The sequence below is a fragment of the Pseudarthrobacter sp. NamB4 genome (assembly GCF_005796185.1).
Lineage (GTDB): Bacteria > Actinomycetota > Actinomycetes > Actinomycetales > Micrococcaceae > Arthrobacter.
The window spans coordinates 44,029-69,149 of the sequence record NZ_VAHM01000021.1 but is presented as its reverse complement, the minus strand read 5'-3'; the positions used below and the strand labels follow the sequence as shown (position 1 = coordinate 69,149).

The window sequence follows — 25,121 nt, the reverse complement described above, 5'->3', positions numbered from 1 at the left end:
GGACGGCAGCTCAGGGTGGCTGAGCGCCCGGGACTGTGCGGTTGGTGTTGACATCGAAGTAATCCTCAGAAAATTAAGGGGTTATGGCCTGTTCCTTGACGGCGGCGAAGGAGGTTGCATGAGTTTGTCATGTGCGGTGAAGCCGGCGAACAGTATGCTCAGGGAGATCACGACGGCTGCGCGCATCTGGGGCGGGAACAGCCGCAGGCCAGAGACGAAGACGGTCCGGAAGACTTGAGCGTGTGCTGGCGGCGACGGGGCCAAGAGGAATTAGTTCCAGTTGACGTTGCAGCAGATTATGCAGTGTCGGCAATGTCGGGCATTCTTAAGGACTCCTTTGTTCTTGTGTGTTCGTTCCGCCGCACTTCCACTGCTGCGCAGAAGTGCATGACTGAAGCGGGGCCAGGCGGGGGTTACGTTGCCGCAGTCGTGTTCCTCAACATTAATCCGGTGCATGGGGTACAACTAGCGCCCCAATTGCCGACTTCTGATACAAATTTTCCCCGTTTTTTGTGCCGCATAAGACACTGTGGGGAGGGGAGGTGCTCAGCTGCTGTGCCGTTATTCAGGACGCCTATCACTTGGAAAACCACAATGAGGGCAACGGCAGTGAACGGGGGAGCGACGGTCAGACCGCCTAGACGACTGCTGGGAATGAGGGGTGAACCTCCTGGTCAGGGCGGTAGTTCCAGCGCGCCGACGGACTGGGATAATCGTGTTCGCACCACCGAACGGAATGGTTGGGGTCAGGAGGATGCCTTGCGAGTGATGCCGCTGGTATCAAGAGGCATGAAGCACCGCGTCCAGATGAGTGACGGCACCTCTTCGCTACTCATCTGGACGCCAGGATCAAGTGCTCTAGCAGGGAATCAGCGGCGGATCCATGCGGTTGCTTCGCCGGAGAGCATTCCGTTCTCTACCTCGGCGCTGGCCAGGAGCACCTCACCGTCGGGCAAAGCCACCGGTGCCGTCCCGAAGTTTGTTACAACGTGCCAGTTGCCGGGACGCACGAAATGCAGCACGTTCTCGTCCACGTCGTCCCATTCAAGGGTCTCCGGACCTTGGAGCTCGTGCCGCAGGGCAAGGGCACGTCGGTAGAAGGACAAGGTCGAGGCTGGGTCCTTCTCCTCCACGCTTACAGCGTATGGGGCGAACCATTCCGGCTGAGGCAGGTGTGCTCCATTGGCGCCGAAACCGAAGGAAGTTCCGTCGGCCTGCCAGGGAAGGGGGACCCGACAACCATCACGACCCAGGCCGTTGTAATCGGCACCACGGAAAAAGCAGGGGTCTTGGCGTTGCTCAGCGGGGATGTCTGCGACCTCGTGCAGGCCCAGTTCCTCGCCTTGATAGAGGTAGGCTGCGCCTGGAAGGGCCAGCATAAGCAAAGTGGCGGCTTTGGCCCTACGGAGGCCACGTTCAAGATCGATGTCTTCCGCGGGGCCTCCGGCCTTGACCCATTCGACGCCCTGTTTGACGTTCCGCCCATTCAACGGGGGCAGGCCGTAACGGGTGGCGTGGCGTGTGACATCGTGATTGGAGAATACCCAAGTGGAGGTCGAACCGGTCAGCCGCACCTGTTCGAGGTTGTCGTTGATGATCCGGTGGAACTGGGTCGCGTCAAAATCAGCTTCGAGTAGGTCGAAGCTGAATGCCTGGCCCAGGCCCTCCGGGGAGGCGTACCTTGCGCGCCGCTCCGGCGTTTCGACCCAGGCTTCGGCCACGGCGAAACGCGGCGGGATGTATTCGTTGAAGACTTTCCGCCATTGAGCGTAGATTTCGTGGACCTCGTCGCGGTCCATCAGCGGGTGGGTGCCCGAGGTGCGGTCCATGGCATCCAGTTCCGCCTGGCTGGGCAGATCGGCGGGAAGATCTTTGACCAGCAGGTTGGCAACATCGACACGGAAGCCGTCTACACCCCGATCCGCCCAGAAACGCAGAGTGGTCAGGAAGTCTTCGCGTACTTCCGGGTTGTCCCAGTTAAAGTCGGGTTGCTCCGGCGTGAAAAAGTGCAGGTACCACTGCCCGTCACTGACCTGCGTCCAGCCCGGACCGCCGAAGGCTCCAACCCAGTCCGTTGGCGGCAGTTCCCCATTAGGCCCACGCCCGTCTCGGAAGATGTAGCGTTCCCGCGCAGGGGAGCCTTTCGGCGCGGCCAGGGCTTCCTGAAACCAGACGTGGCGGTTGGAGGAGTGGTTGGGCACGATGTCGACGATCAGGCGTATGCCCGCTGCGTGGAGGGCCGCCGCCATCTCGTCAAAGTCATCCAAGGTGCCGAGTCGAGGATCCACGTTGCGGTAGTCGTCCACATCATAGCCGCCATCCGCCAGCGCCGAGGGGTAGAAGGGGCTAAGCCATACAGCGTCGATGCCCAAGGCCTTCAGATACGGGACCCGGGAAGTCACTCCAGGTAGGTCACCAAGGCCGTCGCCGTTGGAATCGGCGAAGCTGCGCGGATAAATCTGGTAGACGGCGGCCTGCCGCCACCAGTTGGCGTCGGAAGGGGACAAGGTGGACTCGGTGTGAGGGCTTTCTGCCATGAACGGGTTTTCTCCTGTACTCGATGGGTGGCTAAGAGGACGGATTCACGAAAGGGCAATGCAAATCCGAGAATTGAATTTAGAACCTAAATCTGTGGCGTAAGGATTGGTGGACGGAGAGCGTCGGTCCAAACCGACGCTGTGGAAGCTGCTGGTCCAACACTGAGCGGGTGACGCAAATACCCTCCCAAGCCCCGTACATCTTTCGTCCATGCCCCGTGATGTCCACTTCCTCACCGTCGTTGAGGTCCGACCAGTCCTGCCTCGGATAGCGGACGTCATCACGCAGCTGACGGTTGCTTCTCGAGATCACCTTTTCCCCTTCTCGTCCTGGCAGAAACCGTGCCTCACCAGCCTCGAACACCTTGGTTTGCTCGACGGCATGGCCTTGGTTGGGGAGGAGGTGTACCGGTACGCCTTGCACTGCTTGTATCGGCGCAGAGCTCCTGGAGTTCAACAGGGTCAAGGCGTCCTACACGTGACGGGTCAACGGAACTTTCTACCGGAGTGATGCGGCCGGAGAAGTCTGACCGAGGATCAGGAACGGGTTCCCGGGACTGGCAGGGTTTCCAGCACAGTGTCGCCCTGTTCGCTTTGAGGTGGACAACCTAGAGGGTAAATCCGGCTGTGTAGCGCGGCGTGGTTGGTTGGGGGGTGTCACGGACGGTCTTCCTTAACGGTTGGTGGCAGGGAGATCCGCGCTATTTGACGGCGTCAGTAGCTGCTCCGTCGCCTGCGCCTGAGCAGGCTGATGCAGCGAGGGCGATACGGAGGCACGGCGGCCATCGAGGCAGCGCGTAATTTAGGGCGCATCAAGGACTCCTTTGTTCTTTGTAGGTGCGAAATCCAAGCAGGCTCGGCCGGCGCGGCGGAGCGCGATGATTAGTGCGTGCGCTGGATGGAACTTCCGGGCCGCGCGCTGCATTTCTTCACTCTAGGGCTGTGGCATAGAGAAGAGCTAGCTCTCTGCTTGCACGTTTCTGATACTAATTTTCCTGCTCCTCGCCAGCTGGGAGTAATGCCGTGGGAGAATCAGTCTCGGGCGCTGTCCACATTTGATAATCGAACCAGCCATTGGAGAATCATCATGAGCGTTCCCCAACCAGGGGACGGAGCAACCGCCCGGTTGGCCGAAAGGCTGCTAGGGATGCGGGCCAACCGCGAAATCATCCCTCCTGACCCACTCCACTCCGTGAGATGGCATCAGCACGACTACCCGAGCCCAGTGGCTCGGTGGAACTACCACCCGGAGTATGAGATCCATCTCATCCGGAAAGGGACCGGGAAATTCATAGTGGGAGACCACATCGGAACATTCGAAGCGGGACATGTGGCAATAGTCGGTTCAGGACTGCCTCACGACTGGGTCAGTGACCTTGAGCATGGAGAAGTATTGGAGAACCGTGACGCCGTCATTCAGTTTGATGGTAAGTGGGTTGAGCAGGCTGCCACTCTCGTCCCCGAATTGTCGGAAGTGAAGCCTCTTCTCGAACAATCCGCGCGTGGCATTGAGTTCCTGGGGGCTTCGGCGCAAAGAGCGGCTGTTTCGATCGAGGCTATGGGTACTTCGGCGGGCCTGGCTCGTCTTCAACACTTGATAGAACTGTTCACCACGCTCACGCGGGCGCCACAAGAAGAACGGCGGTACCTTGCCGACGAGTGGTTCAGGCCGCAGCTTGACGGCCAGGCCGCGGCTGTCGTCGACATTGTCCTCGAGTACGTCTTCAATAGCCACGCCGGGACCATCAAGATGTCAGAGGCAGCAGCGCTCGTGGGGATGACCGAATCAACCTTTTCCAAGTACTTCAAGCGTTCCACTGGTCAGAACTTCAGCGATCTCAGACGGAAATTGCGCCTCGCCCACGCTCGGCGGCTACTGGAGCAGAGCGACAAACCCGTCTCCGAAATCTGCTACGAAGTTGGTTTTTCCAACCTGTCCAACTTCAATCGTCATTTCCTAAGAGATGTTGGCCAAACTCCCCGAGGCTATCGGAACTCGGCGCAAGGCCGGGCAGAGGACATTGCGTGATGCTCGGCCGGTAACGCCGATAACCGATATTCCGTCAACCTGGCTGATTTCGGCACGCTCGCTCCGGTGACTCTGTTCCGCCCCGTCCACGGTTGGGGTCAATTGGGGCTATCAACGGCTGGACGTTGGGAGCCGGTGGGGTAACTCCCTCACAGCAGTAGCGGTCAACACATGAAAATTGTCCCCGGTTGGGCGGCGGAGCCGCCGCGTGTCAGCTTGAGGTGTAGTCGAATTTAGACCCATTGTTGGCCGACATCAGGTGCAGGTGGAAGCTCTGGTTTCCCCTTTGGCCTATGCACAGTAATGCCCCGCCGGGTCGGCGGGGCATTACGTACACATGGCTTCCTCGCTGTTTTCTATCCGATGAGTGTGGTGATGAGGCGGATGGAGGAGGCGATGATGGCGATGAGGCCGATGGCGGCGAAGAGGTTGTGCCACCACTTGTTGCGGAGGTCGCCCATGACGGAGGCTTTGTTGGCCATGATGACGATGAGGACGCCGAGCAGTGGTGCGATGAGAACTGTGAGGGACTGGGCGATGACGATCAGGCCGACGGGGGAGGATTGGAAGGTCAGGGTGATGATTAGGCCGAAGGCCAGGATCATGCCGGTGAAGATCCGGGCCATTGGTGATCCTGCTTTGGCGCCGCGGCCGAGGGCGTCGGAGATCATGGTTCCGCCTGCGGTGGCGTTGGCGATCATGGAGGAGAAGGCTGCTCCGGACAGGCCGAGGGCGAAGAGCATTGCTCCGACGGGACCCGCGAGGGGTGTGAAGACAGAAGCGAGGGCATTGATGGTGCCTGCTTCGGCTCCGGTCCTGCCGAGTACGGCGGCGGCGACCATGATGACCAGGGCAGTCATGATGCCGGGGGCGACGATGCCGGGGACGGTGTCGACGAGGGTGATGTCTTTGTAGTCGGCACGGGTGCGCCGGTGTTCCTTAATCCCGTAGGAGGTGTAGAAGGCGGCGTTGATGGAGAAGTTGGTTCCGACAAGGGCCACAACGAGGATTTCGCTGCCTGCGGGGAGGGTGGGGACTGCGCCTTCGAGTGCGCGGTACCAGTTCGGCTGGGCGACGACGGTGCTGGCGATGAAGGCGATGCCCATGAGGACGACGATGACCAGGAGGGCTTTTTCGACGATTCCGTAGACGTTGCGGAAGGCCAGGACGATGCCGACGGCGATGGTGCAGACCACGGTCCAGAGGACGGGGGAGCCGCCGAAGATCAGGGACAGGCCGAGCCCGGAGCCGACGGCGTTGCCGACGGAGAACATGAGGGTGATGCCGAAGACGCCGAAGCCTGCCAGCACGCCGACCCATTTGCCGAGGTGGTCTTTGATGGAGGTGATCAGGGAGGTCGGTGTTGCGATGCCGAGCCGGACACTCATGTCGGTGAAGAAGATCATCAGGATGGTCGAGACGGCGATGACCCAGACGAGGGTGTAGTCGAAGCGACTGCCGGCCTGGACGGCGGTGGTGAGGTTGCCGGGGCCGAACTGCCAAGCGCCTACGACGAAGGCCGGGCCCATCAGGGCCAGGTAGCCCAGGAAGGTGCGGTGCTTCGGAGTCGTGGCGGCGGGTTGGTTTCCTTGCTGGGTTGCCATCTGTTCTTCCCTGTGACCTGTGCGGGTGATGGTCTTATTCTGCTGCTCGCGCATCGGCGAGTCCTCCTTATACAGCGACGTTGCTGGGGGCGTCGTTGGCCCTGGGTGGAGAGTAAAAGCTGGGGCACGGGCGGCGGGCCGAGGGGCCCGCCGCCCGTGAGGACCCGTGATGGGTCGGGTCAGACGGCAGTGGTGGCGGTGACTTTGCCGATGTTTGCGGCGGCGAAGGCTTCCGCAATTTCGGTATCGGCGCCCTCGGGCAGGGGCAGGAGCGGGGTGCGGACTGTGGCGTGGTCCAGGATGCCCCGGTTCACGAGGCCCCACTTCAGGGCGACGGTGCCCTCCATGTGGGACCCGCGGTGGTAGACGTTCTTGGTCACAGGGAGCAGCCGCTCATGAATGGCGTGGGCACGCTTGTAGTCCTGCGCCTTGCCGGCTTCGATCAGTTCGACGAGCAGTTCGGGGGCGATGTTGCCGTAGCCGACGAGCAGACCGTCGACATCGAACATCGTCGGCAGCAGGTACTCGTCGTGGCAGGACAGCACCTGCAGCTCGGGGTACGCGGCGCGCAGCGCGGGGATCTCGGTGTACCATCGGCGCATGTTCCGCACACCGTTCTTCGTGGCGAACACGCCCTCCTGGCCAGCGATCTCCAGCTGAGTGTCGAGGTTGTAGCTCGCCTTGGTGTTGTCGGGGTACTGGAACAGGATCAGCGGCAGACCGGCCTCTTCGTAAATTTCCTTGTAGCGCGACTGGGGCGCGCCGTCCTGGTATCCGAAGCGCAGCCACCCGTGCGAGGGGTAGACGAGACCGGCTGACGCGCCGGCCGCGACGGCCTTCTTGGCCTCGAGGGCCGCGGTCTTGTTGCCCTCCTTCGTGATGCCGGCCACGACCGGTACACGGCCGTCGGTCGACGCCACGAACGCGCGGATAACGTCCAGCTGCTCCTGTTCCGTAAGGAACGTGCCTTCGCCGGCGTGCCCCAGGACGACGAGGCTCTTCACGCCCTCAATCGATCCGAGCCAGGAACCCAGACGCTGGATCGCAGCGAAGTCGACAGCGCCATCTTCGGTGAACGGGGTGACAGGTGCGGGGCTGAGTCCGCGGAGATCGAGTGTCATTACAGCTACCTTCTTGTCTTCTTTGATGGTCGGCAGTCCCGCTATGATTGAAAACGTTTGCGGGAACGTTTTCAATTCTGCACGTGTCCCACGTCACTGTCAAGAGAACGTTTGCAAAGGAGGAATAGAGTGTCTGTTACGCCCCTGCTTGGAAGGAGACCTGCCATGGAACCGGCAGCCCCCGGCGCTATCGTCACGCTCAAGGACGTAGCCGCGGCCAGCGGCGTGAGCATCTCCACTGCCAGCCGCGCCCTGGATGAACGCACCACCTCACGTTCGGCGGCCGCCGCCCATGTCCGTAAGATTGCCGAGGAGCTCGGTTACCGGAGAAACTCTTTCGCGTCCAGCCTCCGCCGCGGGGAGACCCGCACCCTGGGCGTTCTCGTTCCCCGGCTCAGTGACACGGTTATGGCGCTGATGTTCGAAGAGCTTGAACGGGCTGCTTCCTCCCGGGGCTACTTCGCCATGGTCGCCACTAGTGGTGACGACCCGGGGGACGAGCGGCGGGCGGCAGAAACACTGCTTGACCGGAACGTGGACGGTCTGATTCTGGCCACTGCGCGCCTTGATGATGAGCTTCCTCGGCTGCTGCGGGAGCGCCGCGTGGTTCACGCCCTGGTGCTGCGCACCGACGGGGTTAGCCCCTCAGCCCTCGGTGATGATGAGCTGGGCGGATACCTCGCTGTCCGCCACCTGATCGACCTCGGCCACCGTGACATCGCCGTCGTCACCGGGCCCGACTTCACCTCCACAGCGAACGCCCGGCTCGCCGGCGCCCGGAAAGCCATGGCAGAAGCTGGAAGCAAACTCCCACGACCATGGACAATTGCCGGCGGCTACGGGATCGAGAACGGGTTCGACGCAGGAGAACAGCTGCTGAGCCCCAAGAAGCGCCCGACGGCCATCTTCGCCGCCAACGACAACATCGCCCTGGGCATCATGGCCGCAGCCCACCGCCACGACCTGCGGATAGGGCCAGATCTTTCCCTCGTCGGCTACAACGACACGCCCCTCTCAGCCAGGCTGCCAACACCGCTAACCTCAGTCCGTGTACCCCTGGACCACATCGCCAGGACAGCCATCGACCTCATCACGGATCCCGCCACAGAACCCCGGGTAAGGAAATCAACCCCCACGCTCATCCCAAGGGAATCGACGGCCCCGCCACACCCGTAACCACAGGCAGCCCCACGATCCGGCAAAAGGCTCAAGACTCCAGCGGAACCTCCCTCGGCCCTGCCGCTTGGATTCCAAGGGTCTTGCGGCAAACCACCCGGCGCCCCTTCCGTGCTTCGACAGCTGCACATCCGCAACCAAGATTGCGAGGAGCTGGGCAACGCCCTCATCGCGGAACGCTGATACTCGAAACGCCGATTATGGATAGTTCGTCAGGCTAACGGCCGGTGTCAGGGTGGGGTGTGCCATAACCGGACGTGTACGTGTCGAGGGAGTCAGGTTTCCGGGTTTGACGGCTCCGGCTGACCGAGCGGCCGTTCGCCACGACTTTGATCAGGCTGGTCCTACAGCGTTGGCAGAAGGCTCGAAGTTCGAAATCGATAGGCACACATATCAGCGATCGTCATCCCATTAGGTAGTAACAGCCGCGCCGGTCGTGGACAGGCATCAGCCAAGCTACGAGTTGGCACAGGTACTGGTGGGCGGCCTCCCTGCTGATCCGGTCCTCGCTGGCAGGATGGCCGGTGCTGACCTCGCCCGCCACGACAGGCTTCGTGACTGCAAATTTACAACTGTGGTCGTTCCAGGAGCTGTCTGGCCACGTCGGCGTCGGTAATCAGGACGTTGATCCACCCGCCGGTTACGGCACCGCGGATAGCGTCCAGTTTGCCCATGCCGCCGGCTACACCCACGCGGCGGGGTACCTGCATCATGGCCTCGGCGTCAATGGATATAACCCGTTCTTCGATGGCGGGTTTCATGGGCACGCCGTTGATATCAAAGAAGCGTAGACAGATCTCGCCGACAGCCCCCGCCCGCGATAATTCCCCTTCCTCTGCACTGCTTAGGGCGTTACCGCTGGCTTGCCAGAGTGGTGAGGCGGGGAATGTTCCGATTCCTACCAGCAGCGTCGTCAGCCGCTCCCATGCTTCTACCGATGCGGCCACTGCTGGATCCCCGAGGAACGCCTCCCGAATCTGCTGATTGGCGACGAGGCCGGGGCATCCCATGTAGTAGGGCTTGGCGGAAGTGAGTTCCGCGAGATGGGAGACCAGGCGGCTGGCCTGCATCTGGGCTTGGGGACTGCCTACGCCGCCGATGAGCTGGATTACTTCATTGGCAATTTTTCTGGGGCGTGAGCGCATGGCTTCAACGGTGTGCAGGAGGGTGGTGCTCCATGAGGAAATCCCTACGTAGTCGTTGGCTTCGATTGTGGTTTCCAGGTAGGTGGCAGCGGACGAGCCCAGCCGCATTCCGAGTGAGGCGCCGTCCATGACGTCCACCACTACAACTTCGCGGAGTTGGTACTTCTCCTCGAGGGCTTTTTCAAGTCCGACGTAGATTCCCGCTGGCTGGACAATCGATGTCCGCACGATTCCCAGGTCCACCGCGTTCTTGAGGTAGCGCGACACCCTTGCCTGGGAGAGATTCAGTCGCTGCGAGATGTCACCTTGGGACAGGCCTTCCTCGTGGTACAGCACGGCAATCTTTGTGAAGAGTCGAAGTTGTTCGGTGCTGACCGACAGCAAGGACGACGGTTCGGTGAGCTGCGTCATAATTCGTCACTTTCGTCTAGCTTCTGAATAATTATGCAGGCGCGAATATCTTTCAGAGATCCCGCTGCGTCAACGGACCTTGCCTGCCTCAGGCGGAACGTGGTCAAGGTACCAGCCAGCAAGCGCCAAGGGCAGTAGTGAATGGATATTCAGTAGTGAAAAATCTTGGCCCCAAAAATGATTCTGCCATCCTTTCTGGGCTTGGTCCCTCATAGACTTCCAACACCAGCCCAACTTCAGAGCCGAAGTTCCGTCAGGAATTTCGATCGCCGTCCCTGTGGACCGAGTGGTTTTCACGATCGAAAGCGAAGTGCAATGACAGACATTAAGTACGCCACCCGCCTCAATTCCTTTGCCTTGGGCAAGGGAAAGAAGTACCCCAGTGGCGAGGATTCGGTAATCGACCTGATCGCCATTGCCGGCAGCGTCAAGGGCCTGACCACCCTTGAGCTGAACTACCCGGAGCACTTCGAAACTGATTCAGTCGAGGACATCAAAGCGGCTCTGGAAAAGGCCGAACTGGACGTGCGCGGCATCCAGCTGCGCTGGCCGGCACCCCAGTTTGCCAACGGGGGATTCACTAATCCCGATCCCGCCGTCCGGGAGGCGGCAGTTGGAATGGTCAAGGAAGCCATCAGCCTTTGTCGGGAATTCGGCGCCGACCATGTGCTGCTGTGGCCCGCGCATGACGGGTACGAATACCCGCTCCAGATGGATTACATGAAGTCGTGGGGCTGGATGGTGGAAAGCCTGCGGACGGTTGCTGACGTGGACCAGGACATCCGCATCTCCATCGAGTACAAGCCGGCGGAACCGCGTGGACGAACCATTCTTAACACCACCGGCGCCGTCATGAATCTCATCAAGGACTGTGACCGCCCGAACCTTGGCGTCACGCTGGACTTCGGGCACCTGCTGATGGCCCGTGAGAACCCGTCACAATCGGCTGCAATGTGCCTGCGGGACCAAAAACTGTTCGGCCTGCAACTTAACGATTCCCACGGGGTAGCTGACGACGGCCTGGTGGTAGCGTCAATACACTTCGCGGAAACACTGGAACTTGTGTACTATCTGCTCCGCGAGGGCTACCAGGGAACGTACTACTTCGACACCGATCCCGTACGCGAGAACCCCGTTGCCGAGTGTGAAATGAACATTGAACGGATGGGCACCATCATCGAGAAGGCCCGTGAATTGGTGCAGGAGCATCCGGACCTTCCCAGCGGGGACGCTCTGCACTCATCATCCGTGCTGTGGTCAAAAGCAGTGGGTGTCTAGGTGACCCCGACAGGTGTCTGCGTCGTCGGATCGGTGAACGCGGACCTCATTGCCTACCTTGGCGTAGAAGCCAGCACTGCCGGCTACGTCACTGGGGACAACTTTGAGATGGCCGCGGGCGGCAAGAGCCTGAACGCCGCGATGAGCATTGCGGCTGTGGATCCGACGGTTACCCTCGTGGGGCGCGTAGGATCCGATGATCTGGGAACCTTCATCGTCAATGCCTTGCACGAACGGGGGATCAGCACCGAGGGAATCATCCGGGATGAGCAGACCCACACGGGCGTGGGGCATGTCAGAGTCGATCCCCAAGGTGAATACGACACCGTCGTTGTCCCTGGAGCTAACGGAAATTTCTCCCCGGCGGACATCGACGGCTACCTTGAAACCCATGAACCTCCGGCCTTCGTGGTCCTGAACCTCGAAGTGCCCCTTCCCACCGTCAAGCGGGCCGCCACCCGATTCCGGGAACTCGGCTCGACAGTTGTGCTGAACCTCTCGCCGGTATGTGCAGAGGCAAGGTCGCTACTTCGGCTTGCGGACATCGTCGTTCTAAATCTCCGCGAGGCCTGCCACGTCCTGGACGTCCCACTCAACACCGACGTCCTGGTACTTCTGACCGCTCTGCGGGAAGCCGGTGCCAAGACTCCTGTCTTGACACTGGGCAGCGGCGGGGCGGCGGCCCTGCACGGAGATGACTTTGTGCAGGCGGAAGTCGAACCGACAGGGGTCATCAACTCTGTCGGTGCAGGTGACAGCTTCCTGGGAACCCTGGTTCTGGCCATGGCCAGCGGCCATCCGTTTCCCTTGTGCCTCCGGGCGGCTAATGAGGCAGGCAGGCTCGTTTGCGGCCGGCCTGAATCCTTCCTGACACCTGCTGACGTCCGCCATATCGAGGATGCCATGGAAATTTCCCTGGCCAACACCTCAGTTGGCCACTAGCCGACCAGCTGGACCAGCCAAAAAGCACGAAACCGTTGCGGACCCCACATCCCCACCGCAACAGAATTCAGCAAGAGTGCCGCATAACGCGGGCCTTCCAAAGATGAAAGGAACTATCACAATGACTAGAATCCCTCGCGCTGCTACACAGCTTTTCGCCGCCACGGCGGCAGTCGCAATGCTCGCAGCCTGCAGTGCCACCCCTGACGGGCCTGCCGGCCAGCCTTCCCAATCCGGTGATCTGGTAAGCCTTGTTGACGCTGCGGCGAAGACACCGATTAAGGATGTAAAGGCCAGCCTGGGGGAACCGGCAGCTCCGGCCGCCGACACGAAGCTTTGCTACATCACCCGGACGCTGTCCAACGAGTTTTGGGGATTTGAGCGGGACGGCTTCGAGGCTGAGGCCAAGAGGCTCGGCGTCAACTACCAGACTTTCGATGTAACTGACGAATCCTCCATCACCGAACAGCTGGACAAGGCAAAGAGTGCCGCCAACCAAGGCTGCAGCGCCCTGCTTGCCTCGCCAATTTCGGCGACGGGACTGGACACGGTCTTCACCGACGCCCTGGCGCAGAATGTGCCTGTGGTCATCCTGAATGACGCCAAGGGCAATATCCCCGGCAGTGTTTACGTCGGTCCCGACGCCCTGACGATCGGCGAAACGGCTGCTGACTACATCGCATCCAAGCTGCCCGAGGGCGGTAAGGTCGCCATGATCGAAGGCGACCCAGGATCATCCAATGCACTGAACCGTGGCGAAGGGTTCAAGAATGGCCTCGCCAAGCATCCGAACCTTGAGCTGGTCGCTTCCCAGACTGCCAAGTGGGATCAAACCAGGGCGCAGGAGATCGCGACTGCCATGCTCACGGCAAACCCCGATATCAAAGCCTTCTATTCCCAGAATGACGGCATGGCGTTTGGAGTCGCAGCCGCTATCGCAGCCAAGAACCTCACGGGCAAGGTTGTGCTTGTAGGTACCGACGGAATCCCCCAGGCCAAGAAGGAAATCCAGGCCGGCAACATGACCGCCACTGTCAGTGAACAGCCGGTGACCGAAGGCGCCAGCGGCGTGGACGCAGCTCTTTGGCTGATGGCCGGCAAAGAGGTTCCCGCATGGATCGACGTTCCGGCCTTCATCATCGATTCTGAGAACGTCGGGGAGTACCCGACCGGAATGCCGTAAGGCAGAAACGACGCCCATCATGGTTACACCGCTGCTTGAACTGCAGAATATCGCGAAGTCATTCCCCGGAGTCCGTGCTCTAAACGATGTCAGCTTCACCTTGGAACGCGGAGAGATTTGCACACTGGCCGGCGAAAACGGGGCGGGTAAAAGCACTTTGCTCGCCATTCTGGGAGGCTCCCTCGTCCCGGACCACGGGTCCGTGATCATTGAGGGCACCGTACGGCAGCACTTCACACCCCGCCAGGCACTGGCTGACGGGGTGAGAATCGCCCACCAGGAACCGGCCATCGTTCCGCAGCTGACCGTGGAGCAAAACCTCGTACTGGGCCGTACATCCCGTCAGCGCCGGGACGCCGGCAAAGACATCGAGCAGGCGCTGGCGGACGTCGCCCAGATGGGGTTCCCGCTCAACGCCAAAGCCTCCGTACGGGGGCTGAGCCCGGCCCAACGGCACGCCCTGACCATCGCCAGGGCGCTGGCGTTCGGCGCCAAGATCGTGGCCCTCGACGAACCCACCACCAGCATGCTGGAACACAACGTCGAAGGCGTGCTGAACCGGGTGCGGAATTGCCCACACCCGCGGGGTGGGTATCATCTACGTCTCACATAAGATGCCCGAGGTCATGAGCATCTCCGACAAGGTGGTGGTTCTGCGCGACGGCACCGTGAACTACACCCAGCCGATAGCGCAGACCTCCGAGCAGGACATCGTGCGGAACATGGTGGGCCGGGAGCTGCTGTCATTCAAACGGCAGCACCCGGTCCCGCCAGGGGCTCCGGTCCTGTTTTCAGCCTCAGGGGTAAGCCACCCCACCGGTGGCGGTCCCCTTTCCGTGGACGTCCGGGCCGGCGAGGTTCTGGGGATCGCCGGCCTGGTCGGATCAGGCCGTACCGAGTTCCTCCGGGCCATCATCCGGGCGGGCAAGGGCAGCGCCGGCACTGTCAGCGTCGACGGAAAAAAGCGCAGGATCCGCTCACCGCGGGACAGCCGAAACGCCGGGATCGCCTTTATCCCCGAAGAACGCAAGCACCAGGGCCTGGTACTGCAGGTTCCTGCCTACTTCAACGTCGCACTCACCGCCGACAGGCAGTTCAACGGCTTTGGGCCCATCATCAGTGTGCGGAAGCAGATCGCCGCCGCGGAGGAGGCCGCTGCGCGAATGTCGCTCCGGCCCGCTAATGTGCGCCTCAATGCCCGGCAGTTCTCCGGCGGTAACCAGCAAAAAATCGTTATCGCCAAGTGGACATGGCGCAACACCAAGGTGTTTCTCTTTGATGAACCCACAAAGGGCGTAGACGTCGGCGGCAAAGTCGAAATTTATGAACTCATCGACGCGCTGGCCAATGCCGGAAGCGCAGTAATCGTGGTCTCCTCAGACCTGCCCGAGATCATTTCCCTCAGCGATCGGGTCAAGGTGATGCGCCAGGGCCAGTTTGTTTCCGAGCACACCGGCGACGACATTAATGAACACAGCCTTGTGGCCAACGCCATGGGCATCGCAGAAAGAACAACGACATGAGCCAGCCCACGCTGCCCAAGAATGAACCGGCCCAGGACAGCCGGACGACCCCTGCGGCTCCGCGGCCCGGCGCTTCGATCCCCGGAAAGCTACACAAGGGGCGCACGCTGAACCTCCAGGCGTTCGGCATCTACATGGCAGCCGTGATCATTTTCCTGATCTTCGGACTGCTGAATCCCAACTTCCTCACTTCCGGCAACCTTCGCGACATCGCCGTTTCAGCCAGCGTCAACGCCATCATCGGGCTGGGCATTACGTTCGTGATCATCACGGGCGGTATCGACCTCGCGGTCGGGTCCATCGCGAGCTTCGTTGGGATCGTTACTGCCACCCTCATGGTCAATGCCGGAACCTCACCCTTCCTTGCCTTGCTCGCCGGCATCGCCTTGGGTCTGGTCTGCGGCGCCATTAACGGCTTGCTAATCACCAAACTAAAGCTCCCGCCGTTCATTGCCACCCTCGGCACCATGAGTATCTACCAAGGCTTCGCATACGTCGTTACGAACGGGCGCCCGGTTTACAACGTCCCCAAAGACTTTGTGTTCATGCTCAACAGCTACGTCGGTGGCATCCCTGTCGCGGTCATCCTGGTGGCGGTTCTCGCGATTCTCTGCTGGCTGCTGCTCCGCCGGACAGTATTTGGGCAGAACGTCATCGCTACCGGGGGCAGTGAAGAAACGGCCTGGCTCTCCGGTGTCCGCGTTGACAGAGTCAAAATCGCCGTGTACGCCCTCTCCGGTGTACTCGCAGGAGTGGGCGGACTGGTAATCGTTGCCCGAATCAATGCAGCGCAAACCGATGCCGGAAGCCCCTACCTCCTGACCGCGATCGCCGCGGCCGTGATAGGCGGAGCCAACCTCATGGGCGGCGAAGGACGGATCGCAGGCACATTGGTCGGAGCCCTGATCCTCGGGGCACTCACCAACGGCCTGGTACTGCTCAACGTCCCCAGCTTCTATGAACAGATCGTCACCGGTCTCGTCGTCGTCATCGCCGTCGCCCTGGACCAGGGAAGCAAGGGATGGCCGCTGTTGAAGAAAAGAAAGTCAGAACCACAGAAAGAAGCCACGGCGTGACCCGGAATCGGCTGTAGCCGCCTGAAGGAGACGGTACGAATGAACAAGAGCCGGTAACGGCGGCAGCCAAAGTCAGCTGCCGCCGCTGCCGGCTCTGCCGGTCACTCATAAACGGCAAAGAGCTACAGGAGGAGCCACGTTGCTCGATTTTGGAATTATCGACGCCCATCACCACCTGTGTGACTTCTCCCGCTCCTACCCCTGGCTGCAGGGCCCGGCAGAACCGTTTCGCTACCATGGAGACGACCGCCCACTGAGGCGGGACTACCTCATTGAGGATTACCTGGCCGACGCCCGGGAATTCACTGTCGCCGGTTCCGTCCACATCGAGAACGGCGCCGAGGACCCATTCTGGGAAGCGGAGTGGATCCAGAATGTACATGACGGCGGCGGCTTGCCCTCGGTCCACGTGGCGAAGGCTTCCTTGGCCGATCCGGGAGTGCTGCCCAGACTGGAACGGCTTGCTGCCATCCCATCGATACGGGGAATACGGGACATCCTCAACTGGCACCCGGACCACCGCTACACCCATACCTCCCGCCCGGACCTGATCACCGACCCCGGCTGGCTGGCTGGATTCGCCCATCTGCCGTCCCTGGGCCTGTCCTTTGACCTACAGATCTTTCCGGACCAACTGGACCAAGCCGCACACCTGGCCGCCAACCATCCAGACACAACCATCATCCTGGACCACGCAGCGATGCCCATTCACCGAGACCCGGCCTCCCTCCGGAACTGGCGGGCTGGTATGGAAAAGCTGGCGAAGCAGCCAAACGTAGTCACCAAGATCTCCGCGCTGGGAACCAACGACCACTCCTGGACAACGGCGTCCATACGGCCAATCATTCTGGAAACCATTGAGGTCTTCGGCCCGTCCCGCACAATGTTCGGAAGCAACTTTCCCGTGGACAGCCTCTACTCCAGTTTCACCGCGCTCTACACCGCCTTCGACGACATAACCGCGGACATGACGGACGGCGAACGCGGGGACCTATTTGCCGAAACAGCAAGAAAAATCTATCGCATTGGCCTCTCCGGTCTGCCCACTTAGCCGAAAAGGGCATCCGCTGCGATAGAAGGCATGGGAAACAAAGGCCAAAAGGCCGCCTCATCCAAACAGCTGATGAGGTGGCCTTTTGTGCTGGCTGGGTTGCGGAGCAACCCGTGCGGGAGACACTACCGCGGCGGCACCAAGCCTGCCAAAATTCGCTCCATGGTCTCTCCAACGCCGTCCTCAGAGGTCAGGCTCATTCCCGCCTCGTCTGCTTCCAGTGGCTCGAGGGTTTCCAGTTGCGAGGCGAGGAGGGCTGCAGGCATGAAGTGTCCCGGGCGCTGGACCAGCCGTTTTTCCAACACGAGTGTGTTCACGTTCAACAGGATGAAGGTTGTTGAAGGAGCAGCCGCGCGGATGGCATCCCTGTAGGCGCGTTTGAGCGCTGAGCAGGCAACGACAATCCCTTGTTCATGGGGAGCTGAAAGCTCCGCACCTACCAGGCGAAGCCAGGGCCATCTGTCTTCATCGGTGAGCGGTACGCCAGCTGTCATTTTTTCGACGTTCGGCAAGGGGTGAAGGCCGTCAGCGTCCTTGAAGGTTGCTCCGAGCCGGGCTGCCAGGGCAGCGCCCACCGTAGTCTTGCCGGAGCCTGACACACCCATAACGACAAGGGGGCTGTGCACTAGAGGATTCCTTGCCGTGGGTTTCCTGCGGGGATAGGCGTCATCCGGGTCACTACAACAGGTGTTTCCAAAAGGCCGTCCAGGGCGGCGTTCAGGCGTTTAACTGGTTCACCTTTGCCGTGGGCGTCGAGCAGCTCGGCTGATTCCCATTTCTCGATCATGAGGATCTGGTTGTTGGGGGCTTCGTGGATCGCGTAGAGCAGGCAGCCGGGTTCCTGGTGCACTTCGCTGATTGCGGGGGAGAGGGCGGCGACGACCTGGTCGAAGGCGCCTTCCTTCGGGCTGAAAGCAGCGGTGACGACGATGGTCATGTTGGGGTTCTCCTAGTGTTACGGGTGCCTTTGAGGGCGTGGGAGGGTTTTGGGGGACCCGGCGCGGACCGACGCCTAAAGTCGTCGGTCCGCGCCGAACATCCGCAGGGTGTTCTTCAGATTTAGCTGCGAGCGGCGAGGTTTTCCTCAAGGGCAAGGGCAAGGGCAAGGGCTTCGGTTTCGCGGCGCAGTTCGAGGGCCTGGGCGAGCGAGTCGTCCATGATGACGTCTTCCCAGCGGACGATCCCGCCCTTGGTTACGTCATTGCGTAGTTCCACGTGGTGGGCCAGCGCGACCGGCAGAGCGCCGGTAGCGACGGAGTGCTTAGCGGAAACGAGTTGGCCCCACACGGTGTATCCGCCTTCGCCGTCGAGGAATTCACCGGCCTTGAGGTCTTTTTTGGCTGTGGCGACAACGTCGCCGAAGAATCCGATGGGTGAACCCGTGGGGATTCCGCGGAGGACGGCGTTGGCGATGGATACGTTCAGTTCCAGGCCGACATAGTGGTAGGGGCGGTACAGGGCGGCGTACTGGCCGGTGGGGTCCGGATGCCAGGGGTATTCGTTGAAGCAGCCGGAGACGTAGGCGTTCGTGGCCTTCACGACGACGAAAACGCCTTCCTGGGTGTTGTGGGGGATCCAGGTGCCGTCGCGGTTGACACTGGACATGACGTCGACGGTCCCTTCGTGTGCGAGGGCTCCTCCAACCTCGGCGGGGCGGCAGATTGAGGCGATTTCCTCAACGTCTCCCGGCGTGAACGTCAACCCGGTGTCAGAGGGTACCAATCCTGCCCCGTTGGCGACTGCGGCCATTTCGATGGCGGCTTTGGTGCCGTCGCGGAAGGAGGTGTGCATGTTGGGGTTCAGCTGCCCGGAGTCGGTGAGTTCCTTGGAGAACTCCCAGTTCTCCCAGACGTTGTCGGGGTTCATCTCGTGGTAGTGCTCAAGGAATTTGGCGCCCTTGCCGGCGCAAACGACGTCGAATCCGCTGGTGCGGGCCCAATCGACAAGTTCCATGATGAGGGCCGGCTGGTCGCCGTATGCCATTGAGTAGACGACACCGGCTGCTTCTGCCCGCTTGGCAAGAGCGGGCCCTGCCAGCGCGTCGGCTTCAACCGTGACCATGATGATGTGCTTTTTCGTTTCGATGGCGCGCAGCGCGTGCCTGACACCAACGATGGGGTTGCCGGTGGCTTCGACGATGATGTCGATGTCGACGTCGAAAAGCTCGTCAGCGTTGGCCACGATCGCGGTTGAGCGGTCCCTTAGGGCAGTTGCTATGTCGGGGGCGATCTGGTCTTTGGGCCATCCAACGAGTTCGAAAGCACCTTCAGCACGCTTGACGTTAATGTCTGCGATGGCGACGACGTGGATGCCCGGAATGTTGTTTGCCTGGGCCAGGTACATCGTCCCGTAGCGTCCGGCGCCGACCAGGCCGACCCGGATGGGTTCTCCGTCGGCTTCGCGCTGGGTCAAGAGATGGTGCAGATTCATGGGTTGCCTTTCAAGGGATACGGCGCTGTTCCGGAAGGGATGCGGGCTGGTCTGAGATCAACCGCAGCTTTGGGCTCTACTTTCACCTTGCGGCTTGCCGCCGTTGGCAGTGACGCTGCAGAGCGAGCGGGACCGAACTAAGGTAACATAAGTGGAACCGGTACACTTTTATGTCACAGGGGCAGGCCCGAGGTCAAGCCCTAGGCTGAAAGCAGGTTCCCGGATGTCCACGGGGGTGCCAGGCAAGGAGGCAAGGAGTAGGCATGCAGAAACAACCGACCATCCGCGATGTTGCCCAGGCGGCAGGGGTGTCCGTTGCAGTCGTCTCCCGGGTGCTGAACCCTGGGTCAGGTCCCGTCGCGGCAGCTACCCGCGGCAGAGTAAACGACGTGATGAAGAACCTCGGCTATCACCCCCGCACGGCAGCCAGGGAGCTCAAGTACGGCCCGCCTACGACGCTGGGGCTGCTGCTCGCCGATGTCTCCAACCCCTTTTTCGCCCGACTCGCGGACCAAGTGGTGCAGGAGGCACACTCACGCGGAATTCAGGTGCTGCTGATGACCACGCAGGAGGATGACCAGCTGGAGTCAGAACGTCTGGCGACACTGATCGAACGCCGGGTCAGCGGGATTATCGCGACCCCGACCGGCAATAACCTGGCCATCTGGAAGCAGCTCCAGGATCTGGGCACTGAGGTGGTTTTTGTCGACCGATCAATACCGTCACTCCCCGAAGTTGATGTTGTCAGCATCGACAACTTTGAATCCGCCCGGTCCGCTACAGCGATGCTCGCAGCGCACGGCCACCGCCGCATCGGGATCATCTCCGGGCCGGCTTCCTCCACTACCGGAAGGGACCGGATTGCCGGCTATCGGCAAGCCCTGGAAACAGCTGGCTTGGAGCAGGATGAGCTCCTCATACGGCACGCGGCGTTCCGAGGGCCGGCGGGAGGAGATGCAGCGTCGGCGCTGCTCAGCATCGAGGAGCCGCCCACCGCTTTGGTGGTGGCAAATACCGCCCAGGTAACCGAAGTTCTGCGACGCCTTTCGCACGCCGGAATCGACATCCCCGGGACGTTGTCCGTCATCGTCTTTGAAGATTCACCTTGGACCGAACTCGTGACACCGGCCCTGACAATCGTCCGGCAACCCATAGACCTGCTCGCCCGGCATTCCGTGCAGCTCGCTTTGTCCAACACGCAGGGCAAAACGTCGGGAAAACCCAGTGTCATACGCGTAGCCGCCGAACTTGTCGAACGGTCTAGCGTGGCCCGCCTGCAGTTAGCGAAGTAATCCAAGGTGGCATTCGCTCCTTACGGTTTACAGCCGCGCCCGCCTGTGGTAGAAAAGTGTACCGGTTCCACTTCGGGATGATTGACTGCGGAAAGGCAGCCTGCGCGAGCACCGCCGCGTTTACAAGGCACTGGGCAAGCGGGTCCGACAAAGCAGCAAGAGCAGCCCTTCTCGCCCATATCCGCCCAGCCCAGGCTGCCTTAACCACCGCCATTATCGAAGCATCAGTACCCCTGTCCTGATAGCCAGGAACCAGCAAGCATTCAAAGGAGAATCAGATGCCAAAGCGCACCCTGGCCGCCACAGTGGTGGCCGTTGCACTCACCGTTACTACTGCCCTCACCGGTTGCGGCGGGGGCGGGGCGGCCGGCGCCGGCGCGCCCAGCACGACGGTCCGCCTCGGCCTCGGCGACCCCGCAACCTCTTCCATGGGCGTCTCCGCAAAGCACTTCGCCGATAAGGTTGCCGAGTTGAGCGACGGCAAGGTCAAGGTCGAGACATTCCCCGACGGCACCCTTTTTGGCGGGGACCAGAACGCAGCCGTCAACCTGCTTGGAAACGGCACGCTGGACTCGACCATCATGTCCACCTCGGTATACGCGTCCTTCGAGCCGAAGATGAATGCCATCAGCCTTCCCTACCTTTTCAAGGACACGGAGGAGGTCACCAAGTACCTCGAAGGCGAGCCGGGCAAGGAACTGCTGGGCTCGCTGGACAAGCTGGGCATCAAGGGCGTGTCCATGCTGACCCGTACTCCGCGGCACACGACCAACTCGGTGCGTCCCATCACCCAGCCCGAGGACTTCAAGGACCTGAAGCTCCGCGTACCGCAGAATGACCTCTGGGTAAAGTTCTTTGGCTCAGTGGGCGCCAACCCGACGCCGATGGACTTCAAAGAGGTTTACACCGCCCTGCAGCTTGGCACCATCGACGGCCAGGAAAACCCTCTGGAAGTTCCAGTCAACAACAAGTTCTTCGAAGTGCAGGACTACCTCTCCCTGACGAGCCACATCTCCGACGCCTTCGTCCTCGGGTTCAGCAAGAAGAAGTGGGACTCCTTTGATGAGGACACCCGGAAGGTCCTGCAGGAAGCTGCAGACGAGACCGCTGACTTCAAGACAAAGTACGACACCGACGAAGCCGCCAAAACCCTCGACAAGCTGAAGGGCGAGGGCGTGAAGATCAACGAGCTCACGCCTGAAGCCAAGGAGAAGTTCCAGGCTGCAGCGCAGACGGTCTACCCCGAGCTTGAGGACAAGGTGGGCAAGGAATTCGTCCAGTCAAGCCTCGAATTCCTCGGACGGTAAGTGACTGGTCCAGTGCAGGAGACGAGTTCAGTGCATGATGATAAAACCACCTCCACCCGGGGGACCGAAAACCAGGCGGCCGGAGACAGCATCACGGTGGTTCCGGTAAGCGAAGTATCGGAACCCCATGGTCTGATTTGGAAGGCCGTGGATGCTCTCCTGTTCGTCGGAATCTGCGCGATGTTGCTCAGCCTTGCTGCCCAGATGGTCAGCCGGCAGATGGGAGCCTCGCTGCCTTGGACCGAGGAACTGACCCGTTTCCTGTTCATGGACACCACCTTCCTGGGGATGGCAGCAGGCTTCCGCGCCGCCGTGCACCCGCGGGTGAACTTCGCGGTGGCGTGGGGACCAGCCTGGCTTAAGCAAGTCAGCATGCATCTCTACGCCATCTGCGGGACCGTGTTCTTCAGTGTCCTGATCTACAAGACGTGGGAACTGATGCTGCAGCAGTACGCCGCCGGAGAGTCCAGTCCTGCCCTTGGACTGAAGATGTTCCTGGTAACCCTGCCCCTTGTGATCAGCGCGGCACTTGCCATCGTCGCCCATATCACGACCGTCTATTTCTCCCCGTATATGCGTAAGAGGATTCTCGAAGGAGAGATGATCGCATGAGCCTGACCCTGCTGGGCATTTTCCTCCTCCTGCTGCTGCTGGGCGTTCCGCTCTCAGTCTCACTCGGCATTGGCGTCATCGCCACGCTGCTGATCTTCGATATCCCCCTCGACCTGTTGCCGCAGTCCATGATGAGTTCCATGAACAGCTTCCTGCTGGTTGCTGTCCCCTTGTTCGTCCTGGCCGGCAACCTCATGGCCGGAGGGGGTATTTCGGACCGCATCTTCCGGGGCGCCGAAGTCATCTTCGGCCGCTTCCGTGGCGGCCTTGGCCAAGTGAACATCGCATCGAGCGCGATCTTCGGCGGCATCTCGGGTTCCTCAGTTGCCGACATTGTCAGCCTTGGCAAGATCGAGATCAAGGCCATGACTGACCACAAGTATCCGCGGCCCTATGCGGCCGCCATGACCATGGTCACCGCTACCCTGTCCTCACTGATACCGCCCAGCATCCTCATGATCATCGCCGCCTCGACCGCGAACGTCTCGGTAGGCGCGGCACTGGCGGGAGGATTTGGACCGTCCATTGTCCTGATCCTGGTCCTGATGATTGTGAATTTCTTCCTGTCAGCACGCCATGGTTACGGCGAGGTCTCGAGGACGCCTTTTAAGAAGGGCCTTAGGATCGTCCTCGGGGGAATCCCGGCCATGGGCGGCCCGGTGATCATCCTGGTGGGCATGTTCAGCGGGCTCGTCACGCCAACGGAAGCGGCCGCGGTCGCCGTCTTCTACAGCCTGTTGGTCGGCGTCTACGTCTACCGGGACATGAAGTGGCGCCAGATGCCCAGGATGATCGTGGACGCCGGCCTCACCACCGGCACCATCCTGCTCATCGCCATGATCGCCGGCGTCGCCTCTTACATCTTCACCATTGACGGGCTGCCGGCAAAGGTCAGCAGCTGGCTGCTGAGTGTCAGCACTGACCCCACCATCGTCATGCTACTTATCGGCCTGATCCTGATCATCATCGGAACCGTGATGGACAAAGTCGCAGCCATCCTGCTTTGCACACCAGTGCTCATGCCTGCCGCCGTGTCTTCCGGTGTGGATCCCATCCACTTCGTCGTCTTCCTCGTTGCCGCCCTTGCCGTTGGCCTGGTCACGCCGCCTGTCGGGGTCTGCCTGTTCGCGGCGTCCTATGTCAGCGGGCTGCCGATGGAGAAGATCGTGAAGGCCGCGGTGCCGCTCTACGTGGTCATGGTGGTTGCCGTCGTCATGCTGGCCATCTTCCCGCAGCTCATCCTGTGGCCGTCTGATCTCCTGACCAACCAGTAACGCCTGCCCTCAGTTCGCTATCCCACACGTACCTGCACGCCCTAATCCCTAAAGGATCCCCAATGCCTGAACATGACCACCCAGCGCTTGCCCTGATGGGATTAGGGCCGATGGGGGAACCCATGGCGCGCCGGCTGCTGAAGGGCTACGGTGAGCTGACAGTCTGGAACCGGACTGCTTCAAAGGCCGAAGCCTTGGTGGACCTGGGCGCCCGCGTTGCGACCTCACCTTTTGAGGCGGCCACCGACATCGTTCTCACCGTGTTGCCGGACCTAAGCCACGTCGAATTGTTGCTTCCGGGAGAAGAGGGCCTGATAGCCGGATGGACAGCCCGGGGCATTGCCCGGCCGATACTCGTCGTGCACGGGACCGTCTCGCCGGGGGCAGTGGCGGCCTTTGGCGAACGGATACTTCGCGAACACGGCGTCCGAGTCCTGGACGCCCCCGTCAGTGGCGGCACCGTGGGCGCCGAAAACGGCACCCTGAGCATCATGGTGGGCGGAGACGAGGACGCGTTTAGCTCGGTTACCCCGGCGTTTCAGTTCATGGGCAGCACCATCCGGCACATGGGTTCGGGAGGTTCGGGCGCACTGGCCAAGGCCTGCAACCAAATCGTGGTCGCCGGCACGGTCACGGCAGTTTCCGAGGCCATGCTTCTCGCGCGCGGCGGGGGGCTGGATCCATCGGTGATGCTTGAACTGCTTCGGGGTGGGCTGGCCGACTCCGAGGTGCTGCGCCAAAAAGGGCACAGATGGATTGACGGCGACTTCACAGGTGGCGGCAGCGCCCAAAACCAGCTGAAGGACCTCAACTTCGTGCTGGGGGCGGCTAGAACAGCACATCTGGAGCTACCCCTCAGCACGGTAATCCAGAATCTCTTCGAGGATATGATCGCGCGGGGCGACGGCGCCCTTGACCACACAGGAATCCTCCGCACCCTTGCTCAGCGCAACAGAGCTCTAACTGAGACCTGAAAACCCTCCCGAAAAGTGCCAAAGTACCCCTTCTGCGGCCAGCTCTCAACGCCGATAACGAAGGCTCTCTCAAGATGATGCCAAGCGTGGCAGGTCAAGGCTGCCGTAGCGTCATGCGTGAGATCGCCCACCTTATTATGAAAAGCTCAAATTAAG

The 25,121-nt window shown here is 61.1% G+C and carries 22 protein-coding genes; 15 read left to right on the top strand and 7 right to left on the bottom strand.

Going from position 1 to position 25,121, the window contains the following annotated elements; genetic code table 11:
• The coding region (locus FDW81_RS18240; protein ID WP_205754631.1) for a hypothetical protein at positions 1–238 on the top strand (238 nt) is incomplete at its 5' end.
• Positions 239–869: 631 nt separating this feature from the next.
• On the opposite strand, the gene FDW81_RS16760 is transcribed toward FDW81_RS18240, so the two are convergent.
• Positions 870–2,537: a glycoside hydrolase family 13 protein gene (locus FDW81_RS16760; protein WP_138135344.1), complete on the bottom strand. Its 1,668-nt coding sequence runs from the start codon at positions 2,535–2,537 to the stop codon at positions 870–872.
• Between the two features lie 898 nt (positions 2,538–3,435).
• Between FDW81_RS16760 and FDW81_RS16755 the strand changes: the two genes are divergently transcribed.
• The gene (locus FDW81_RS16755) at positions 3,436–4,566 is read left to right on the top strand and encodes an AraC family transcriptional regulator (RefSeq protein WP_370279145.1); all 1,131 of its coding nucleotides are present in this window, start codon (positions 3,436–3,438) and stop codon (positions 4,564–4,566) included.
• Positions 4,567–4,922: 356 nt separating this feature from the next.
• On the opposite strand, the gene FDW81_RS16750 is transcribed toward FDW81_RS16755, so the two are convergent.
• Positions 4,923–6,224: an Nramp family divalent metal transporter gene (locus FDW81_RS16750; RefSeq protein ID WP_205754630.1), complete on the bottom strand. Its 1,302-nt coding sequence runs from the start codon at positions 6,222–6,224 to the stop codon at positions 4,923–4,925.
• Between the two features lie 125 nt (positions 6,225–6,349).
• A complete protein-coding gene (locus tag FDW81_RS16745; protein ID WP_138135342.1) occupies positions 6,350–7,291 on the bottom strand; it encodes a dihydrodipicolinate synthase family protein in 942 nt (313 codons plus the stop codon).
• Between the two features lie 165 nt (positions 7,292–7,456).
• On the opposite strand from FDW81_RS16745, the gene FDW81_RS16740 reads away from it, so the two are divergent.
• Positions 7,457–8,467, top strand: coding sequence for a LacI family DNA-binding transcriptional regulator (locus tag FDW81_RS16740; protein ID WP_138135341.1), 1,011 nt, complete (start codon positions 7,457–7,459; stop codon positions 8,465–8,467).
• A gap of 566 nt (positions 8,468–9,033) precedes the next feature.
• Here the strand turns inward: FDW81_RS16740 and FDW81_RS16735 are convergent.
• Positions 9,034–10,023 carry a sugar-binding transcriptional regulator gene (locus FDW81_RS16735; RefSeq protein WP_138135340.1) on the bottom strand — a complete coding sequence of 330 codons (990 nt, stop codon included), beginning with the start codon at positions 10,021–10,023 and terminating at the stop codon, positions 9,034–9,036.
• A gap of 315 nt (positions 10,024–10,338) precedes the next feature.
• On the opposite strand from FDW81_RS16735, the gene FDW81_RS16730 reads away from it, so the two are divergent.
• The 7 genes from FDW81_RS16730 (at position 10,339) to FDW81_RS16700 (ending at position 17,076) form a co-directional block, all read left to right on the top strand.
• Positions 10,339–11,301: a sugar phosphate isomerase/epimerase gene (locus tag FDW81_RS16730; protein ID WP_171027258.1), complete on the top strand. Its 963-nt coding sequence runs from the start codon at positions 10,339–10,341 to the stop codon at positions 11,299–11,301.
• The gene (locus FDW81_RS16725) at positions 11,302–12,243 is read left to right on the top strand and encodes a PfkB family carbohydrate kinase (protein ID WP_138135338.1); all 942 of its coding nucleotides are present in this window, start codon (positions 11,302–11,304) and stop codon (positions 12,241–12,243) included.
• Positions 12,244–12,364: 121 nt separating this feature from the next.
• Positions 12,365–13,426 carry a substrate-binding domain-containing protein gene (locus FDW81_RS16720; protein WP_171027257.1) on the top strand — a complete coding sequence of 354 codons (1,062 nt, stop codon included), beginning with the start codon at positions 12,365–12,367 and terminating at the stop codon, positions 13,424–13,426.
• Positions 13,427–13,445: 19 nt separating this feature from the next.
• Positions 13,446–14,039 (top strand): ATP-binding cassette domain-containing protein, encoded by a 594-nt coding sequence (locus tag FDW81_RS16715; RefSeq protein WP_138135336.1) that lies wholly within the window; start codon positions 13,446–13,448, stop codon positions 14,037–14,039.
• Positions 14,040–14,052: 13 nt separating this feature from the next.
• Entirely contained in the window at positions 14,053–14,949 is an 897-nt protein-coding gene (locus tag FDW81_RS16710) for an ATP-binding cassette domain-containing protein (RefSeq protein ID WP_171027256.1), read from the top strand.
• Positions 14,946–16,025 (top strand): ABC transporter permease, encoded by a 1,080-nt coding sequence (locus FDW81_RS16705; RefSeq protein ID WP_138135334.1) that lies wholly within the window; start codon positions 14,946–14,948, stop codon positions 16,023–16,025. The genes FDW81_RS16710 and FDW81_RS16705 overlap by 4 nt, the downstream gene beginning before the upstream one ends.
• 139 nt (positions 16,026–16,164) lie before the next feature.
• Positions 16,165–17,076 (top strand): amidohydrolase, encoded by a 912-nt coding sequence (locus tag FDW81_RS16700; protein WP_171027255.1) that lies wholly within the window; start codon positions 16,165–16,167, stop codon positions 17,074–17,076.
• Between the two features lie 125 nt (positions 17,077–17,201).
• Here the strand turns inward: FDW81_RS16700 and FDW81_RS16695 are convergent, their stop codons facing one another.
• From FDW81_RS16695 to FDW81_RS16685, 3 genes are all read right to left on the bottom strand, one after another.
• Positions 17,202–17,702 (bottom strand): gluconokinase, encoded by a 501-nt coding sequence (locus tag FDW81_RS16695; protein WP_138135332.1) that lies wholly within the window; start codon positions 17,700–17,702, stop codon positions 17,202–17,204.
• Positions 17,702–18,013: a putative quinol monooxygenase gene (locus FDW81_RS16690; protein ID WP_138135331.1), complete on the bottom strand. Its 312-nt coding sequence runs from the start codon at positions 18,011–18,013 to the stop codon at positions 17,702–17,704. Before FDW81_RS16690 ends, FDW81_RS16695 begins: the two co-directional genes overlap by 1 nt.
• A 122-nt stretch (positions 18,014–18,135) precedes the next feature.
• A complete protein-coding gene (locus FDW81_RS16685) occupies positions 18,136–19,506 on the bottom strand; it encodes an NAD(P)H-dependent oxidoreductase (protein WP_138135330.1) in 1,371 nt (456 codons plus the stop codon).
• Positions 19,507–19,769: 263 nt separating this feature from the next.
• Here FDW81_RS16685 and FDW81_RS16680 point away from each other — a divergent pair, with 263 nt between their 5' ends.
• The 5 genes from FDW81_RS16680 (at position 19,770) to FDW81_RS16660 (ending at position 24,965) form a co-directional block, all read left to right on the top strand.
• Positions 19,770–20,798: a LacI family DNA-binding transcriptional regulator gene (locus FDW81_RS16680; RefSeq protein ID WP_138135329.1), complete on the top strand. Its 1,029-nt coding sequence runs from the start codon at positions 19,770–19,772 to the stop codon at positions 20,796–20,798.
• Positions 20,799–21,076: 278 nt separating this feature from the next.
• Positions 21,077–22,105, top strand: coding sequence for a DctP family TRAP transporter solute-binding subunit (locus FDW81_RS16675; protein WP_138135328.1), 1,029 nt, complete (start codon positions 21,077–21,079; stop codon positions 22,103–22,105).
• Positions 22,106–22,135: 30 nt separating this feature from the next.
• Positions 22,136–22,717, top strand: coding sequence for a TRAP transporter small permease (locus FDW81_RS16670; protein ID WP_138135327.1), 582 nt, complete (start codon positions 22,136–22,138; stop codon positions 22,715–22,717).
• Positions 22,714–23,991: a TRAP transporter large permease gene (locus FDW81_RS16665; RefSeq protein WP_138135326.1), complete on the top strand. Its 1,278-nt coding sequence runs from the start codon at positions 22,714–22,716 to the stop codon at positions 23,989–23,991. Before FDW81_RS16670 ends, FDW81_RS16665 begins: the two co-directional genes overlap by 4 nt.
• Before the next feature lie 62 nt (positions 23,992–24,053).
• Entirely contained in the window at positions 24,054–24,965 is a 912-nt protein-coding gene (locus FDW81_RS16660) for an NAD(P)-dependent oxidoreductase (protein WP_138135325.1), read from the top strand.
• The last annotated feature ends 156 nt before the right edge of the window (positions 24,966–25,121 follow it).

What these genes read in the sequence shown, in the direction of transcription:
- FDW81_RS16760 (WP_138135344.1), bottom strand. Translation starts at nt 2,537, where the DNA reads ATGGCAGAAAGCCCTCACACCGAGTCCACCTTGTCCCCTTCCGACGCC.
- FDW81_RS16755 (WP_370279145.1), top strand. Translation starts at nt 3,436, where the DNA reads ATGGAACTTCCGGGCCGCGCGCTGCATTTCTTCACTCTAGGGCTGTGG.
- FDW81_RS16750 (WP_205754630.1), bottom strand. Translation starts at nt 6,224, where the DNA reads ATGCGCGAGCAGCAGAATAAGACCATCACCCGCACAGGTCACAGGGAA.
- FDW81_RS16745 (WP_138135342.1), bottom strand. Translation starts at nt 7,291, where the DNA reads ATGACACTCGATCTCCGCGGACTCAGCCCCGCACCTGTCACCCCGTTC.
- FDW81_RS16740 (WP_138135341.1), top strand. Translation starts at nt 7,457, where the DNA reads ATGGAACCGGCAGCCCCCGGCGCTATCGTCACGCTCAAGGACGTAGCC.
- FDW81_RS16735 (WP_138135340.1), bottom strand. Translation starts at nt 10,023, where the DNA reads ATGACGCAGCTCACCGAACCGTCGTCCTTGCTGTCGGTCAGCACCGAA.
- FDW81_RS16730 (WP_171027258.1), top strand. Translation starts at nt 10,339, where the DNA reads ATGACAGACATTAAGTACGCCACCCGCCTCAATTCCTTTGCCTTGGGC.
- FDW81_RS16720 (WP_171027257.1), top strand. Translation starts at nt 12,365, where the DNA reads ATGACTAGAATCCCTCGCGCTGCTACACAGCTTTTCGCCGCCACGGCG.
- FDW81_RS16715 (WP_138135336.1), top strand. Translation starts at nt 13,446, where the DNA reads ATGGTTACACCGCTGCTTGAACTGCAGAATATCGCGAAGTCATTCCCC.
- FDW81_RS16710 (WP_171027256.1), top strand. Translation starts at nt 14,053, where the DNA reads ATGAGCATCTCCGACAAGGTGGTGGTTCTGCGCGACGGCACCGTGAAC.
- FDW81_RS16705 (WP_138135334.1), top strand. Translation starts at nt 14,946, where the DNA reads ATGAGCCAGCCCACGCTGCCCAAGAATGAACCGGCCCAGGACAGCCGG.
- FDW81_RS16690 (WP_138135331.1), bottom strand. Translation starts at nt 18,013, where the DNA reads ATGACCATCGTCGTCACCGCTGCTTTCAGCCCGAAGGAAGGCGCCTTC.
- FDW81_RS16685 (WP_138135330.1), bottom strand. Translation starts at nt 19,506, where the DNA reads ATGAATCTGCACCATCTCTTGACCCAGCGCGAAGCCGACGGAGAACCC.
- FDW81_RS16680 (WP_138135329.1), top strand. Translation starts at nt 19,770, where the DNA reads ATGCAGAAACAACCGACCATCCGCGATGTTGCCCAGGCGGCAGGGGTG.
- FDW81_RS16675 (WP_138135328.1), top strand. Translation starts at nt 21,077, where the DNA reads ATGCCAAAGCGCACCCTGGCCGCCACAGTGGTGGCCGTTGCACTCACC.
- FDW81_RS16665 (WP_138135326.1), top strand. Translation starts at nt 22,714, where the DNA reads ATGAGCCTGACCCTGCTGGGCATTTTCCTCCTCCTGCTGCTGCTGGGC.
- FDW81_RS16660 (WP_138135325.1), top strand. Translation starts at nt 24,054, where the DNA reads ATGCCTGAACATGACCACCCAGCGCTTGCCCTGATGGGATTAGGGCCG.